This window comes from Pseudomonas sp. NBRC 111123 (genome assembly GCF_001320205.1).
In the GTDB taxonomy this organism is placed as follows: domain Bacteria; phylum Pseudomonadota; class Gammaproteobacteria; order Pseudomonadales; family Pseudomonadaceae; genus Aquipseudomonas; species Aquipseudomonas putida_J.
Genome location: NZ_BCAZ01000055.1, coordinates 23,196 through 39,190, shown reverse-complemented (window position 1 = coordinate 39,190; position 15,995 = coordinate 23,196). Strand labels below are relative to the sequence as shown.

Sequence of the window (15,995 nt, the reverse complement as noted above, 5' to 3'; positions counted from 1 at the left end):
GCCGCCCGGCAATTGCCGCTTTCGCTTCGCCAGGCGGAAGCACTTTGCCGCTTTTCTGGCATCGCGCCATCAGTCACCCGCGTCGCAGCCCAGTGTTTCCGGGGTTTGAGGATTCTGGCACAGCCCTTGCTATACCTTGCTCAACGAAATTCCGGCCAACCTTCGAAGGTTTCCCCGACATGAGCATCAGTTTCGACAAGGCGCTTGGCATTCACGAAAAGGCATTGGGCTTCCGCGCCCAGCGCGCCGAAGTGCTGGCCAACAACATCGCCAACGCCGACACGCCCAACTACAAGGCGCGTGACATGGACTTCTCTTCGGTGCTCGCCGCCGAGAGCCAGAAGCAGCAAGGCGGCCGCTTCGCCATGGACCGCACCAACAGCCGCCACATCGAGGCCGAAGGCCTGGCGATGGCTGATGACACGGTGCAATACCGCGTGCCAACCCAGCCGTCGATCGACCAGAACACGGTGGACGCCCAGATCGAGCAGTCGAACTACACCGAGAACGCCATCGGCTTCCAGGCCAGCTTCACCTTGCTCAACAGTAAATTCAAAGGGCTGGTTTCGGCCCTGCGCGGAGAGTAATTCATGTCCCTTTCCAGTGTTTTCAACATCGCCGGCAGCGGCATGAGCGCGCAGAACACCCGCCTCAACACCGTCGCCTCGAACATCGCCAACGCCGAGACCGTGTCGTCGAGCATCGACCAGACCTACCGTGCGCGCCACCCGGTGTTTGCCACCACCTTCCAGAACGCGCAAAGCGGCGTCAGCCAGTCGCTGTTCGAGGACCAGGGCGAAGCGGGGCAGGGTGTGCAGGTCAAGGGTATCGTCGAAGACCAGAGCAACCTGGAAGCGCGCTACGAGCCGAACCACCCGGCGGCGAACAAGGACGGCTACGTCTACTACCCGAACGTCAACGTGGTCGAGGAGATGGCTGACATGATCTCTGCCAGCCGTGCGTTCCAGACCAACGCCGAGCTGATGAACACCGCCAAGAACATGATGCAGAAAGTACTGACCCTGGGTCAGTGATAAGGAATCCAGACCATGGCAGTCGATAGCAGCAGCGGTGTGAACCTCAACGACGTCATCGCGGCGTCCGGTGTCAGCTCCAGCACCAAGAAAACCTCCACGACCAGTTCCGCGACCGGTGGTCAGGCCCTGGGCAAGGATGCGTTCCTGCAGTTGCTGGTCACCCAGATGCAGAACCAGAACCCGCTGGATCCGCAGGACAACAGCGAATTCGTCGCCCAGCTGGCGCAGTTCAGCAGCCTTGAAGGCATTACTTCGCTGAACGAGTCGGTCAGTGCGATCACCAGTGCCATGGCCTCGTCGCAGGCGCTGCAGGCATCTTCGCTGGTGGGTCGTTCGGTGATCGTGCAGAACGACAAGGCGATCGTCGATACCGCTGACAGCTTCAATGCACAGTTTGTAGTGCCGCAGGCCATCAGCGAAGCGAAGGTCACCATCACCGACAAGGATGGCAACACCGTCAAGACCATCGAGCTGGGCGAGCAGAAGGCCGGTTACGGCGACTTCATCTGGGATGGCACCAATAACAAGGGCGAGAAAGTCGACCCGGGTACCTACACCTTCACTGCCACCACCACGGTGGACGGCAAGGCGGTGCAGATGAATACCTTGCTGCCAGCCAAGGTCACCAGTGTCAGCTTCAACACCACTGGCGAGATGGTGCTGAACCTGGCGGGCGTGGGCAAGGTTTCCCTGTCCGACGTACAAACCATCGGTATCTAAGGCCGACAGAACGGCAAAAAGGAGCAACAGCATGTCTTTCAATATCGGCCTTAGCGGTCTGTACGCAGCCAACAAGCAGCTGGACGTTACCGGCAACAACATTGCCAACGTCAACACCACTGGCTTCAAATCCTCGCGCGCCGAATTCGCCGACGTGTACGCCGGCGCCAACCGCCTGGGCGTGGGCAAGAACCAGGTCGGCAACGGTGTGCGCCTGGCGGCGATTTCCCAGCAGTTCAGCCAGGGTGACGTCAACAACACCGGCAATGTGCTGGACATGGGTATCCAGGGCCAGGGCTTCTTCGTGCTGTCCGACAACGGTGCGCGCGTGTACACCCGTGCCGGCGCCTTCCAGAACAGCAAGGACAACTACGTGGTCACCTCGGACGGTTTGCGTCTGCAGGGCTATGCCGCTGACGAGAACGGCAACATCAAGCGCGGCGTGCTGACCGACCTGAAGATCGATACCTCGTCGCTTGCGCCAAAGGCCACTACCCTGATCGACCAGGGCATCAACCTGAACTCCGAAGCGACCATCATCCCGCTGCCAGGAGCCACCCCTGCCGGCCCAACGTTCGACCCGGCGGATGACACCACCTACACCAAGTCTTTCCCGACCAAGGTGTACGACAGTCAGGGTAACGAGCACACCATGGAGCAGTTCTACCGCAAGACCGGTACGAACCAGTGGACCATGTACACCCTGGTAGACGGTCGCAACCCGATGGACCCGACTTCCACTGCGCCGCTGGAAGCGACCATGTCCTTCAACTCCGACGGTAGCGTGGCGTCCATGGCCACCGACCCGGCCAGCATTCCGCCGGGTGCTCCGGCCAACGCCGAGTGGGCGGTGACCAACAACACCTTTACCCTCAAGGGCTGGATCCCGGCCGCCAAGGACGCAGCAGGCAACTGGGCCTCCAACGGTTCGGCGGAGAACGCCAACGGCATGCGCCTGTCGATGAACAGCACCAGCTCGTACAACACCGAGACCGCGCGCATGTCGCAGTCCCAGGATGGTTATGCCACCGGTATCCTGTCGAGCCTGTCGATCGACTCCACCGGCGTGATGTTCGCCAGCTTCAGCAACCAGCAGTCTCGCGCCATCGGCCAGGTGGCCCTGGCCAGCTTTGCCAACGAGCAGGGGCTGCAGCAAATTGGCGGCACGCGCTGGACCGAAACCTATTCTTCGGGCATTCCCGGCATCGACTCGCCGAAGACCGGCACCCTGGGCAGCGTCGAGTCCAACTCGCTGGAAGCTTCGAACGTCAACCTGACCCAGGAGCTGGTCGAGCTGATCAAGGCGCAGAGCAACTACCAGGCGAACGCCAAGACCATCTCCACCGAAAGCACCATCATGCAGACCATCATCCAGATGACCTGATGGTCGCTGGGTAGGGGGCTGCTGCGCTGCCCTTTCGCGACACAAGGCCGCTCCCACAGGATTACGCAGTGCCTGGCAGGAGCGGCCTTGTGTCGCGAAAGGGGCGCAAAGCGCTCCCGGCGACCTGGAGGAAGCATGCACAAACTGGTCATCACGCTGATCGCCGCTTTCTGCCTGTACCAGGCCCAGGCCGGCACCGCGCCCTGGTGGCGCTGGGAAAGCCAGGCGGATGGCCGGCTGGTGTGCTCGCAGTGGTCGCCGGGTGATGGCTGGAGGAAATTCGCCGGCCCTTACAGCAATGGCGGTTGCCGCGAGCCCTGATTCACCTGTACCGGCCTCTTCGCGGCTTGCCCGCGAAGAGGCCGGTACAGGTTTGCCGCTATCGGCAACCCGGCGCCGGATATCCGGCGGCACGCTAATCGCAAAACCCCGAAAAGGCCCGTATTCACGGGCTTTTTCGTGAATTCAAAAAGTTGGTTCGGAACTTGCTTTAGAGCCTGCACAGCAGCGGCGAGCGGCAAACGATCGTCAGTGCAGCGGAGGATGACTGTGGACAAGATGCTTTACGTGGCCATGACCGGCGCCAGCCAGAACGCGCTGGCGCAGAAGGCCCACGCCAACAACCTGGCGAACGTTTCCACCAATGGCTTTCAGCGCGACCTGGAGCAGGCTCGCTCGATGCCGGTGTTCGGTGACAGCTTTCCGTCGCGGGCATTTGCCATGACCGAACGCCCGGCCACCGACTTCAGCGAAGGGCCGATGGTCGAGACCGGGCGTGACTTGGACGTGGCCGTGGCCGGGCAGGGCTTCATCGCCGTGCAGGCGCCGGATGGCAGCGAAGCCTACGTGCGCACCGGCAGCCTGAACATCGATGCCCTTGGCGTGCTGCGCGCCGGCAACGGCATGCCGGTCATCGGCAACGGTGGCCCGATTGCCATTCCGCCAGAGCAGAAGGTCGAGGTCGGTGCCGACGGCACCCTCAGCATCCGCTCGATGGGCGAAGACCCGCGGGTGATGGCCGAGGTCGACCGCATCAAGCTGGTCAACCCGGACATCAAGAGCATGACCAAGGGCCTGGACGGGCTGATCCACACACAGAACGGCCAACCGGCTGCCGCCGACGTCAATGTGCGTGTGGTATCGGGCTTCCTCGAAGGCAGCAACGTCAACGCCGTGGAAGAAATGACCTCGGTGCTGGCGCTGTCCCGCCAGTTCGAGCTGCACGTGAAAATGATGAACGCGGCCAAGGAAGGCGATGAAGCCATGGCGCGTGTTTTGCAAATCGGCTAACCAACTTTGAACGGGTGCCGTAAAACAGGCGCACGAGGAGAATACTGATGCTTCCGGCTCTTTGGGTCGCTAAAACCGGCCTGTCCGCCCAGGACACCAACCTGACCGTCATTTCCAACAACCTGGCCAACGTCTCGACCACCGGTTTCAAGCGTGACCGCGCCGAGTTCGCCGACCTGCTGTACCAGATCAAGCGTCAGCCAGGCGCGCAGTCGACCCAGGACAGCGAGCTGCCATCGGGCCTGCAAGTCGGTACCGGTGTGCGCATTGTCGGCACCCAGAAGAACTTCCAGACCGGCAGCCTGCAGACCACCGAAAACCCGCTGGACATGGCGGTCAACGGTCGTGGCTTCTTCCAGGTGCTGCAGCCGGACGGCACCGTTTCGTACACCCGTGACGGTACCTTCCACCTGAACTCCGATGGCCAGATCGTCACCGCCCAGGGCTTTGCCCTGGAGCCTGCGATCGTGGTGCCGAACGACGCCCAGACCTTCACTGTCGGCCAGGACGGCACCGTGTCGATCACCACCGCCGGCAACCCGGCTGCCCAAGTCATCGGCAACCTGCAGACCGCCGACTTCATCAACCCGGCCGGCCTGCAGGCGATTGGTGACAACCTGTTCCTGGAAACCGCTGCCAGTGGCGCGCCACAGGTCGGTACCCCTGGCCTGAACGGCTTCGGCACCACCCTGCAGCAGACCCTGGAAAACTCCAACGTCAGCACCGTGGAAGAGCTGGTGAACATGATCACCACCCAGCGCGCCTACGAGATGAACTCCAAGGTCATCTCCACCGCCGACCAGATGCTGTCGTTCGTCACTCAGCAGCTCTAAAGCCCGGCAGTTGCAAGCCCTGGTCCAGGTTCTACTCCCGTTACACCGTGAGGTAAGTGTCATGAAGCGTCTGTTGTCTGTGTTCGCCCTGGGGGGGGCGGTTGTGTTGGCAGGTTGCGTCGCGCCGACGCCGAAGCCGAACGACCCGTACTATGCGCCGGTTCTGCCGCGCACCCCGCTGCCGGCCGCAGCCAACAACGGTTCGATCTACCAGGCCGGTTTCGAGCAGGGCCTGTACACCGACCGCAAAGCGTTCCGCGTGGGTGACATCATCACCATCACCCTCAACGAACGCACCTCGGCGAGCAAGAACGCAGGCTCGCAGATCCAGAAGAACAGCAAGGCTGACATCGGCCTGACTTCGCTGTTTGGCTCCAACCCGAACACCAACAACCCGTTTGGCAGCGGCGACCTGTCGCTGGAAGCGGGTTACAGCGGTGACCGCACCACCAAGGGCGACAGCAAGGCCACCCAGGGCAACACCCTGACCGGCTCGATCACCGTTACTGTCGCCGAGGTGCTGCCCAACGGCATCATCGCCGTGCGCGGCGAGAAGTGGATGACCCTGAACACCGGTGAAGAACTGGTGCGTATCGCCGGCCTGATCCGCGCCGACGACATCGCCACCGACAACACTGTGCCGTCCACCCGCGTGGCCGATGCGCGCATCACCTATTCGGGCACCGGTTCGTTCGCCGATGCCAGCCAGCCCGGCTGGCTGGACCGCTTCTTCATGAGCCCGCTTTGGCCCTTCTGAGTACGGATGAACATGTTCAACGTTAGGCAGCTGATTGCCGCGACCCTGCTCCTGTCCTGCGCGTTCGGTGCCCACGCCGAGCGCCTGAAGGACATTGCCAGCATCTCTGGTGTGCGTTCCAACCAGTTGATCGGCTATGGCCTGGTGGTGGGGCTCAACGGTACGGGTGACCAGACCACCCAGACGCCGTTCACCCTGCAGACCTTCAACAACATGCTGTCGCAGTTCGGCATCAAGGTGCCGCCAGGCTCCGGCAACGTGCAGCTGAAGAACGTCGCCGCGGTATCGGTGCATGCCGACCTGCCGGCGTTCGCCAAGCCGGGCCAGGTGGTGGACATCACCGTTTCGTCGATCGGCAACTCCAAGAGCCTGCGCGGCGGCAGCCTGCTGATGACCCCACTCAAGGGCATCGACGGCAACGTCTACGCCATCGCCCAGGGCAACCTGGTGGTCGGCGGCTTCGATGCCGAAGGTCGTGACGGCTCGAAGATCACCGTCAACGTTCCGTCGGCCGGCCGTATTCCTGGCGGTGCCTCGGTCGAGCGCGCCGTGCCGAGCGGCTTCAACCAGGGCAACAGCCTGACCCTTAACCTCAACCGCCCGGACTTCACCACGGCCAAGCGCATCGTAGACAAAGTCAACGACCTGCTCGGCCCTGGTGTGGCCCAGGCCGTGGACGGCGGCTCGGTGCGCGTCACCGCGCCGATGGACCCGAGCCAGCGCGTCGACTACCTGTCGATCCTCGAAAACCTCGAGATCGACCCGGGCCAGGCCGTGGCCAAGGTCATCATCAACTCGCGCACCGGCACCATCGTCATCGGCCAGAACGTCAAGGTCTCGCCGGCGGCGGTGACCCACGGCAGCCTGACCGTGACCATTACCGAAGACCCGATCGTCAGCCAGCCGGGGCCATTCTCCAATGGCCAGACGGCGGTGGTTCCGCGCTCGCGGGTCAATGCCGAACAGGAAGCCAAGCCGATGTTCAAATTCGGCCCGGGGACCACGCTGGATGAGATCGTCCGCGCGGTGAACCAGGTCGGCGCGGCACCGGGCGACCTGATGGCCATCCTTGAAGCATTGAAACAGGCCGGCGCCTTGCAGGCCGACCTGATCGTGATCTGAGGACGCCACGGATGAATTCGAAAAGCCTGGTCTCCAGTCACGCCGACAGCGGTGCCTACACCGACCTCAACCGCCTGAGCTCGCTCAAGCACGGTGATCGCGACAGTGACGCCAACGTGCGCAAGGTGGCCCAGGAGTTCGAGTCGCTGTTCATCAGCGAAATGCTCAAGGCCTCGCGCAAGGCCAGCGATGTGCTGGCCGACGACAACCCGATGAACTCCGAGACGGTCAAGCAGTACCGCGACATGTACGACCAGCAGCTGGCCGTGAGCATGTCCCGCGAAGGTGGCGGTATCGGCCTGCAGGACGTGCTGGTGCGCCAGCTGTCGAAGAACAAGAGCACCCCGGCCAACACCAGCCCGTTCCCGCGTGTCGATGGCGCCGCGCCGACGTTGTGGGGCAACAAGGTGGCCGACCCGGTGCATGCCACCCAGTCCACGGCCGCGCGCAACGACGTCGCTGCCCTCAATTCGCGGCGCCTGGCGCTGCCAGGCAAGCTGACCGACCGCCTGTTGGCCGGTATCGTGCCCTCGGCCACCAGCCCGGCCGCTGCCACCAATACCGCTGCCGTGCCCGCCCGTGACGGGCAGCAGTTGGCCAAGGCCATCGCCATCCCGGACAACGGCCTGCGCATCACCGGCCGCGCCGTGGCGCAGCCGCCGTTGGCGCCGAAGAAGGCCTTTGCCGACAGCGACGAATTCGTCGCCACCATGCTGCCGATGGCCGAGCAGGCCGCCAAGCGCATTGGTGTCGACCCGCGTTACCTGGTGGCTCAGGCCGCCCTGGAAACCGGCTGGGGCAAGTCGGTCATGCGCAACAGTGACGGTAGCAGCAGCCACAACCTGTTCGGCATCAAGGCCAGTGGCAACTGGGAAGGAGATTCGGCGCGGGCGATCACCAGCGAATTCCGTGACGGGCGGTTCGTCAAGGAGACGGCAGCGTTCCGTTCCTATGATTCGTACCAGGACAGTTTCCACGACCTGGTGAGCCTGCTGCAGAACAATTCGCGCTATCAAGATGCGGTGAAGTCGGCCGATAACCCAGAACAATTCGTGCGAGAACTGCAAAAGGCCGGGTACGCCACCGACCCGAACTACGCCAGCAAGATCTCGCAGATCGCAAGACAGATGAAGTCGTACGAGAGCTACGCAATGCTCGGTACCACAACGAAACTTTAAGGGTATGGAACCATGGCGAGTCTGATCAATATTGGCATGTCGGGACTGTCGGCCTCCCAGGCGGGCCTGCATACCACCGGCAACAACATCGCCAACGCCGATGTCGCCGGCTATTCCCGCCAGCAGAACGTCCAGCGAGCCAAGGGTTCGCTCCAGGAAGGCCAGGTATTCATGGGCACCGGCACCACCCTGGGCGATGTCCGTCGGGTGTACAACGCCTTCCTGGATGCTCAGTTGCAGACCGCCACCTCGCTCAACAGCGACAGCACCGCCTACCTGAACCAGGTCACGCCGCTCAACAACTTGCTGTCCGACAGCAACACCGGTATCACCGGCGCGCTGACCAACTTCTTCTCTGCCCTGCAAAGCGCCGCCAACAAGCCGACCGAGGATGCCTCGCGCCAGCTGTTGCTGAGTAATGCCCAGGCCCTGGCCAGCCGCTTCAACAGCCTTTCTGCCCAGTTCAAGGAGCAGAACAGCAACATCAACGGCAACCTCAGCTCGATGACCTCGCGGATCAACGAACTGACTTCCAACATTGCCCAATTGAACGATCAGATCTCCAGGGTCTCGGCAAACACAGGCCAGCCGAACGACCTGCTCGACCAGCGCAACGAGGCAGTGCGCCAGCTCAACGAGTTGGTGGGCGTGCAGACCGTCGAGCGTGACGGCAGCATCGACGTCTACCTGAAGAACGGCCAGTCGCTGGTGCTGGGCAAGACCACCAACAAGATGAGCGCCGAGCCAAGCGCCACCGACCCGACGCAGTTCTCGGTCAAGCTCGATCGTGGCAGCACCACCATGGATGTCACCAGCAGCATCAGCGGTGGCGAAATGGGCGGCCTGCTGCGCTACCGCAGCGAAACCCTGGCACCGGCGATGAACGAGTTGGGCCGTATCGCGCTGGTGGTGTCGCAGCAGATCAACTCGCAGCTCGGCCAGGGCATCGACAAGAATGGTGACTTCGGCGCGGCGCTGTTTGGTGACATCAACAGCGACAAGGCCATGTCCGCGCGCAGCACGCCCAAGGCCGGCAACACCGGCAGCGCCGCGCTGAACGTTGTCATCCGTGACACCGGCAAGCTGAGCACCAGTGACTACCAGGTGACCTTCGTCGGCCCGGGCGCAGACAAGTATCAGGTCAAGAAGCTGCCTGACGGCACCGACATGGGCACCTACAGCACCAATGACGACCCGGCGCCGGTGATCGACGGCTTCAGCCTCGACCTCAAGAGCGGTACCGCGGCGGTGGGCGACAGCTTCAAGATCACCCCGACCCGCAATGCTTCGGCGGAGATCGGCGTGGTGCTGACCGACGCCAAGCGCCTGGCGCTGGCCGCGCCGCTGACCGCCACCTCGGGCAGCGGCAATACCGGGACCGGTGTGATTACCCAGCCGGTGCTGACTTCGGTGCTGGATATCGCCGACCCGGCTCAGCGCCAGGAGCTGCAGACCGGCATCAAGTATTCCACGCCCGTGCGCCTGGTGTTCGGCAACGAAACCACCTCGCCGCAGAGCTACGAAGCCTTCGATGCCAAGGGCAACAGCATTGGCACCGGTACCTTCGTCCCGGGGCAGAGCAACACCCTGAAGTTCGATGTGCCGATGGTCGACTCCGCAGGCAACCCGATCAACGATGCCAATGGCAATCAGAAGTCATTCAGCTTCGAAATGGATGTCGCCGGCGCCCCCAAGGACGGCGACAGCTTCACCGTGTCGCTGACCGGCGCCGGTTCTTCGGACAACCGCAACGCGCTGTCCCTGCAAGAGCTGCAGACCAAGCAGACCATGGACATCGGTTCGACCAAGGGTATCAGCATCACCGATGCCTACGGCAAGCTGGTGGAAAACGTCGGGGCACAGGCCAAGCAGGGCCAGATGGACTCCCAGGCGACCGGCGTCATCCTGACCCAGGCAACCGGCGCCCGTGATTCGGTGTCGGGTGTGCAGCTGGATGAAGAAGCCGGCAACCTGGTCAAGTACCAGCAGTACTACACGGCCTCGTCGCAGATCATCAAGGCGGCGCAGGAAATCTTCAACACCCTGATCGCCGCGCTTTAAGGAGTCTTGACCCATGCGTATTTCCACGGCCCAGTTCTATGCGTCCAGCGCGGCAAACTACCAGCGCAACTATTCCAACGTGATCAAGACCAACGAGGAGGCCAGCTCCTTCGTGCGCGTCAACACCGCAGCCGATGACCCGGTGGGGGCAGCGCGCCTGCTGCAGCTGGGCAACCAGGCCGACATGCTGGCGCAGTACAAGACCAACGCCACCAACATCACCAACTCGCTGAACCAGACCGAGACCACGCTCAACTCGATCAACACCATCCTGACCCGGGTGAACGAGCTGGCGCTGGAGTCGGGCAACGCCGGCTATACCGACACCGAACGCAAGGCCAAGGCGGCCGAACTGGGCCAACTGGAAGACCAGCTGCTGAGCCTGATGAACAGCCGCGACGAGAACGGCCAGTACCTGTTCGCCGGGTCCAAGACCGACACCGCGCCGTTCGTGCGCAATGCCGATGGCACCTACACCTACCAGGGCGACCAGACCCAGCAAGAGCTGCAGGTCGGCGACATGCTCAAGATGGCCGGCAACAGCTCCGGTTACAGCGTGTTCGAGCAGGCCCTGAACACCAGCCGCACGTCCACCAGCATGACCGCGCCGGCAGTGGATGACGGCAGGGTGAAACTGTCCAATGGCCAGGTCTCGGGTAGCGTGACCTACAACGACCGCTTCAGAAGTGGCCAGCCGTACACCATCACCCTGCTCAGCAGCACCAAGTTCAGCATCACCGACAGCCAGGGCAACGACGTCACCGCCGAAGCCACCCAGGGTGGCAGCTTCGACCCGAACACCACAGGCGGCTCGATGGTCAGTTTCCGTGGCGTGGATCTGCGCCTGAACATCAACCTGCAGGATGGCGATGTCCCGGACACCGCCGTGGCAGGCCATACCTTCACCCTGCAGAGCAAGCCGGACACCATCACCGCCACCCGCAGCCCAGGCAACCCGTCGAGCGCCCAGGTGTCTTCGATCAACGTCACCGACCAGAACAAGTACAAGGCGATGTTCCCGAGCGGCGGTGCGGTGATCAAGTTCACCAGCGCCACCGACTTCGAGCTGTATGCCCAGCCGCTGACCGCCGACAGCCGGCCGGTGGCCAGTGGCACCATGGCGGGCAACGTCGCCTCGGCCGCGGGTGTGGACTTCACGTTCAGCAGCACCCCACCGCAGCAGTCTGGTGACCAGTACATGGTCAATGTCGACAACCACCAGACACAGAACGTCCTGGACAGCGTGGCCAAGCTGCGCACCGCCCTGAGTCAGCCGATCGACGGCGACAATGCGGCCTACCAGCAGCTGCGTGCCGACCTGGATTCGGCCATCGCCAACATTCAGAGCGGCCAGGACACGCTCAGCCGCGCCGTTACCGATATCGGTGCGCGGGGCAAGGCGCTGGAGATCCAGCAGAACACCAACGAAAGCCTGAGCATCGCCAACAGCACCACGCAGTCGTCGATCCGCGACTCCGACCCGGCCGAGGTGCTGATCCGCCTTACCCAGCAGAAGACCACGCTCGAAGCCTCCCAGCAGGCGTTTGCGCGAATCAGCCAGCTGAGCCTGTTCAACGCACTCTGAGTGCGCCTGTTGCCGTCCCCTTTCTCCTGACCGGAGGAGGGGGATGGTGCGTTGTTCCAACCTGGTAGCGACTGTTCTGAATTCTCCGCGGGCAGTCACCTGTCGAGAGATTTCCTCGTGAGCCAAGCCCCCCTAGTCAGCCTTGTCATCCCCGCCAGCAACCCTGAGTTCTTCCGTGCCGCCCTGGCCGGTGCCCTGGCGCAGGACTACGACAATCTCGAAGTCATCGTCTGCGACGACAGCCGGGGCTCGCAGATCGAGGCGGTGGTCGAGGAGCTGCGCAGCCTGGCCCGTCACCCGTTGATGTATGTGCGCAACCCGCAGCCGCTGGGCTTTGCCGGCAACCTGCAGCAGGGGCTTGAACGAAGCCAGGGGCACTACATCAAGTTCCTCTGCGACGATGACCGGCTGATGGCCGATTGCGTTTCCAGCCAGGTGCGGCTGTTCGAGGCCCATGGCGATGTCAGCCTGGTCGCGGCCAGGCGCCAGTTGGTGGATGCCGAGGACCACATCCTGCCGCAACGCCTTGAGACCAGCCCGGTCACCTTTGGCGATACCCTGTTCAACGGCGACGACTTGCTGGATTTCTTCGAGACCCGCCAGCTCAATTTCATCGGCGGGCTCAGCAGCGTGCTGCTGCGCGCCAGCGACCTTCGCGAACTGCTACCGGCACTGGCCCCTGGCTTTGTGGCCATGCTCGATTTCGTGCTGTTCGTGTGCCTGCTGCGTCGTGGCCACCTGGGGGTGACTGCCGGGGTGCACTGCATGGAGCGGACTCATCCCGACCAGTTGCGTCGCCAAAGCGAGGTCAAGGCGGCAGCGGTCGGCGAGGCGCAACACCTGCGTGACATGTTCGCGGCCCGCGTCGCCGAGCGCGAGCCGTTCTCCGGCTGGGTGCGTGTGCAGATCCTGCAGGGCGATGAGCGAGACGCCGGACGCACGTGGGAGAACCTGTTCCTGGTCCATACCCTGCGCTGCCTGCAGGCGATCCAGGAGTCCCATGTCGGCAGCGACAGCGACAGTTTCGCCGAGCTGTACGCCAAGTGGCTGGCCTGTCGCCAGGACCCTTTGGTGCTGGCGCGGCTGATGCGGCTGAGCGAGCACTGGCCGCAGCGCCCGCGCATCGTGCCGGTGGTGATCGACAGCGACGGCGATGCCCAGGCCCTGCACGTGACCTTGGACAGCATTGCCGGCCAGGCCTATGCCGCCGAGGCGACCCTGGTGCTGTCCAGCGCGCGCCTGGCCGCCAACCTGGAAGGCCGCGTCGACAGCCAGCCCTTGCAGGCCGACTGGGCCGTGCAACTGAACACCTTGGTCGCGCAGCGCGATGGCGCCGACTGGGTCTACCTGCTGCGTGCCGGTGACCGGCTCAATGCCTTCAGCCTGATGTTGCTGGCCGAGCGGATCGTGTCGCGCCCGCAGATCGCCTGTTGCTACGGTGACGAAGGTGGCCTGCGTAACGAAGCGTCGGTGGAGCCGGTGTTCAAGCCCGACTTCAACCTCGACCTGATGCGCGGCTACCCCTACACCGGCCGCATGCTGGCGTTTTCCTGCGAGGCCTTGCACGCGTTGGGCGGTTTCGCTGCCGGCTACCGCGAGCTGGCGCCCCACGACCTGCTTTGGCGCCTGGTTGAAAGCCGCGGCCCGCAGACCATCGAGCACATCCCGGAAGTGCTGGGCGAAAGTGCATTCAGCTACGCCGCCTGGCTGTCCTCGCCGGCGGTGATCGAGGAAAACCCGCAGGTACTGGCGGCCCACCTGGCACGTCTGGGTGTGGCTTATCGGCTGCAGAACAGCGGCGGGGCGATCAATCAGGTTCGTTACCTGCACGCCTCGCAGCCACTGGTAAGCCTGGTGCTCAGTGCCCAGGACCAGCTGCCGGCGCTGGAGCGCTGCCTGGAAAGCGTGCTGCAGAACACGGCCTACGCCCATTACGAAGTGCTGATTGTCGACAATGCCAGCCAGGGTGCGGATACCCACGCCTGGCTGGCCGCTCTGGAACAGTTGGGTGGCGACAAGTTGCGGGTGTTGAGGCTGGACCAGGAAAGCAGCTTCGCCGCCGTGCAGAACCTGGCCGCGCAGCAGGCGCGGGGCGAGTACCTGCTGATGCTCAGCCCGTTCGCCCTGGCCACCGAGCCCGACTGGCTCGACGCCCTGCTCAGCCATGGCCAGCGCCATGAAGTCGGCGCAGTTGGCGCCAAGCTGTGCAATGGCCACGGCCTGATCGTCCATGCTGGCGGCGTACTGGGCCTGCGGGGCGCCGTGGGCTCGCCGTTTGTCGGTGAGCCCATGGAGGCGGGCGGTTACATGCAGCGTCTGCAGGTGGCGCAGAATTATTCGGTGGTCGGTGCCGACTGCCTGCTGGTGCGCAAGCAGTTGTTCCTGGAGCTGGGCGGGCTCGACGACAGCGCCTTCAGCCTTGCCTTCAGCGATGTCGACCTGGGCCTGCGCCTGGGTGAGGCAGGTTACCTGGTGGTGTGGGCGCCCGATGCCCGGCTGATCCTCGACCCGCCAGCGGCGCCAGCGCCTGATCCACAGCGCGAGGCCGAGCGCCAGGCGCGGCTGGTGGAACAGCATGATGCGTTCTTCCGTACCTGGATGCCGGTGGTGGCGCGTGACCCGGCCTACAACATCAACCTGTCGCTGAACGGTTCCAGCTTCTGCCTGGATCCTGGCCTCAAGGCCGCCTGGACGCCATTCGTCAGCCGGCCGTTGCCCCACGTGCTGGCCTTGCCGATGAACAAGACCGCCGTCGGCCATTACCGGGTGATCCAGCCGGTGGTTGAGCTGGAGAAGGCAGGCTGGGTCACCCAGCAACAGTACTTCGAGATTCCCTCCAGCATCGAACTGGAGCGCTGCTCGCCGGACGTGGCGATTCTGCAGGGGCGTTATACCGAGGGCTTCGTCAAGGAGATCGAGCGGCTCAAGACCTTCTCCAAGGGCTTCTGCATCTACGAGCTGGACGACTACGTGATCGACGTGCCGAAGAAGAACGGCCACCTCAAGCACACGCCAAAGGATCTGGAGCGGTCGCTGCGCCGGGGGATCGAGCGCTGCGACCGGCTGGTGGTCTCGACCCAGGCACTGGCCGATGCCCTGCATGATGCCCACAGCGATATCCGGGTGATGCCGAACATGCTGGCCGAGGAGCTCTGGACCAGCTTGCGCAGCCAGCGCCGGGCCTCTCGCAAACCGCGGGTCGGCTGGGGTGGAGGCACCAGCCACACCGGTGACCTGGAAGTGATTGCCGAGGTGGTCAAGACCCTGGCCAACGAGGTCGAATGGGTGTTCTTCGGCATGTGCCCGCCGGCGTTGCGGCCCTACATCAGCGAGTTCCATCCGCCGGTACCGCTGGAGCTGTACCCGGCCAAGCTGGCCAGCCTGAACCTGGACCTGGCCCTGGCGCCGCTGGAGTATCACATCTTCAACGACTGCAAGAGCAACCTGCGCTTGCTGGAGTACGGGGCCTGCGGCTACCCGGTGATCGTCACCGACACCCGTGCCTATGAAGGCTACCTGCCGTGCACGCGGATCAAGACCAACAGCACGGCGGAGTGGCTGGAGGCAATTCGCATGCACCTGGCCGACCCGGACGAAAGCTACCGCCTTGGTGACCGCTTGAAGCAGGAAGTGCTGCGGGATTATGTGCTGCGCGAAGAGCATGTGCAGCATTGGTACAGCGGGTGGATGCCGAACTGATTGGGGCCTGACGTTCGTCGTGTGGTGCCTGTGAGATCGAGCGCCGCCCGCGCGGCGCATCGCGGATAAATCCGCTCCTACATTTGTTGCAACGTGCCGAACCTGACAGGCCATGGTTGCCAGCCTTGGTGCATGCCTCGAGGCATGTGAGGCGGCATCAATGCCCACCTCGAAATCCCGTCATGCCAACAAGGCTGACAACCATGGCCTCACAGGCATGGCCACGTTGCAACAAATGTAGGAGCGGATTTATCCGCGATGCGCCGCGCGGGCGGCGCTCGATCTCCCAGGCGCCACACAATTCACGCCAAACAACTCACATCAAACAA

The 15,995-nt window shown here is 63.5% G+C and carries 13 protein-coding genes; all 13 read left to right on the top strand.

Going from position 1 to position 15,995, the window contains the following annotated elements:
- The first annotated feature begins 179 nt into the window (after positions 1 to 179).
- The 13 genes from flgB (at position 180) to APH27_RS22230 (ending at position 15,666) form a co-directional block, all read left to right on the top strand.
- Positions 180 to 587: a flagellar basal body rod protein FlgB gene (flgB, locus tag APH27_RS22290; RefSeq protein ID WP_027921142.1), complete on the top strand. Its 408-nt coding sequence runs from the start codon at positions 180 to 182 to the stop codon at positions 585 to 587.
- A gap of 3 nt (positions 588 to 590) precedes the next feature.
- Positions 591 to 1,034: a flagellar basal body rod protein FlgC gene (gene flgC, locus APH27_RS22285; RefSeq protein WP_027921143.1), complete on the top strand. Its 444-nt coding sequence runs from the start codon at positions 591 to 593 to the stop codon at positions 1,032 to 1,034.
- A 15-nt stretch (positions 1,035 to 1,049) separates the two neighbouring features.
- Positions 1,050 to 1,757, top strand: a complete 708-nt coding sequence (gene flgD, locus APH27_RS22280; RefSeq protein ID WP_027921144.1) for a flagellar hook assembly protein FlgD — start codon at positions 1,050 to 1,052, stop codon at positions 1,755 to 1,757.
- 31 nt (positions 1,758 to 1,788) lie between these two features.
- On the top strand, positions 1,789 to 3,141 hold the full coding sequence (flgE, locus tag APH27_RS22275) for a flagellar hook protein FlgE (RefSeq protein WP_060485932.1): 1,353 nt from the start codon (positions 1,789 to 1,791) through the stop codon (positions 3,139 to 3,141).
- Between the two features lie 135 nt (positions 3,142 to 3,276).
- Positions 3,277 to 3,462 (top strand): hypothetical protein, encoded by a 186-nt coding sequence (locus tag APH27_RS22270; RefSeq protein ID WP_027921146.1) that lies wholly within the window; start codon positions 3,277 to 3,279, stop codon positions 3,460 to 3,462.
- A 228-nt stretch (positions 3,463 to 3,690) separates the two neighbouring features.
- Positions 3,691 to 4,431 carry a flagellar basal-body rod protein FlgF gene (flgF, locus tag APH27_RS22265; RefSeq protein ID WP_027921147.1) on the top strand — a complete coding sequence of 247 codons (741 nt, stop codon included), beginning with the start codon at positions 3,691 to 3,693 and terminating at the stop codon, positions 4,429 to 4,431.
- A 47-nt stretch (positions 4,432 to 4,478) separates the two neighbouring features.
- A complete protein-coding gene (gene flgG, locus APH27_RS22260; protein ID WP_027921148.1) occupies positions 4,479 to 5,264 on the top strand; it encodes a flagellar basal-body rod protein FlgG in 786 nt (261 codons plus the stop codon).
- 61 nt (positions 5,265 to 5,325) lie between these two features.
- Positions 5,326 to 6,021, top strand: coding sequence for a flagellar basal body L-ring protein FlgH (gene flgH, locus APH27_RS22255; protein ID WP_027921149.1), 696 nt, complete (start codon positions 5,326 to 5,328; stop codon positions 6,019 to 6,021).
- A 12-nt stretch (positions 6,022 to 6,033) separates the two neighbouring features.
- Positions 6,034 to 7,143 carry a flagellar basal body P-ring protein FlgI gene (locus APH27_RS22250; RefSeq protein WP_027921150.1) on the top strand — a complete coding sequence of 370 codons (1,110 nt, stop codon included), beginning with the start codon at positions 6,034 to 6,036 and terminating at the stop codon, positions 7,141 to 7,143.
- An 11-nt stretch (positions 7,144 to 7,154) separates the two neighbouring features.
- Positions 7,155 to 8,321, top strand: a complete 1,167-nt coding sequence (gene flgJ / locus APH27_RS22245; protein ID WP_027921151.1) for a flagellar assembly peptidoglycan hydrolase FlgJ — start codon at positions 7,155 to 7,157, stop codon at positions 8,319 to 8,321.
- Positions 8,322 to 8,333: 12 nt separating this feature from the next.
- Positions 8,334 to 10,382: a flagellar hook-associated protein FlgK gene (flgK, locus tag APH27_RS22240; protein WP_060485931.1), complete on the top strand. Its 2,049-nt coding sequence runs from the start codon at positions 8,334 to 8,336 to the stop codon at positions 10,380 to 10,382.
- Positions 10,383 to 10,395: 13 nt separating this feature from the next.
- Entirely contained in the window at positions 10,396 to 11,967 is a 1,572-nt protein-coding gene (locus APH27_RS22235) for a flagellar hook-associated protein 3 (protein WP_060485930.1), read from the top strand.
- Between the two features lie 117 nt (positions 11,968 to 12,084).
- Positions 12,085 to 15,666: a glycosyltransferase gene (locus APH27_RS22230; RefSeq protein WP_060485929.1), complete on the top strand. Its 3,582-nt coding sequence runs from the start codon at positions 12,085 to 12,087 to the stop codon at positions 15,664 to 15,666.
- Positions 15,667 to 15,995: the final 329 nt, after the last annotated feature.

Bases quoted from the DNA above. Each gene is read 5' to 3' on its own strand.
- flgG (WP_027921148.1), top strand. From the start codon at position 4,479: ATGCTTCCGGCTCTTTGGGTCGCTAAAACCGGCCTGTCCGCCCAGGAC.
- flgK (WP_060485931.1), top strand. From the start codon at position 8,334: ATGGCGAGTCTGATCAATATTGGCATGTCGGGACTGTCGGCCTCCCAG.
- flgJ (WP_027921151.1), top strand. From the start codon at position 7,155: ATGAATTCGAAAAGCCTGGTCTCCAGTCACGCCGACAGCGGTGCCTAC.
- flgH (WP_027921149.1), top strand. From the start codon at position 5,326: ATGAAGCGTCTGTTGTCTGTGTTCGCCCTGGGGGGGGCGGTTGTGTTG.
- APH27_RS22270 (WP_027921146.1), top strand. From the start codon at position 3,277: ATGCACAAACTGGTCATCACGCTGATCGCCGCTTTCTGCCTGTACCAG.
- flgC (WP_027921143.1), top strand. From the start codon at position 591: ATGTCCCTTTCCAGTGTTTTCAACATCGCCGGCAGCGGCATGAGCGCG.
- flgE (WP_060485932.1), top strand. From the start codon at position 1,789: ATGTCTTTCAATATCGGCCTTAGCGGTCTGTACGCAGCCAACAAGCAG.
- flgB (WP_027921142.1), top strand. From the start codon at position 180: ATGAGCATCAGTTTCGACAAGGCGCTTGGCATTCACGAAAAGGCATTG.
- APH27_RS22250 (WP_027921150.1), top strand. From the start codon at position 6,034: ATGTTCAACGTTAGGCAGCTGATTGCCGCGACCCTGCTCCTGTCCTGC.
- APH27_RS22235 (WP_060485930.1), top strand. From the start codon at position 10,396: ATGCGTATTTCCACGGCCCAGTTCTATGCGTCCAGCGCGGCAAACTAC.
- flgD (WP_027921144.1), top strand. From the start codon at position 1,050: ATGGCAGTCGATAGCAGCAGCGGTGTGAACCTCAACGACGTCATCGCG.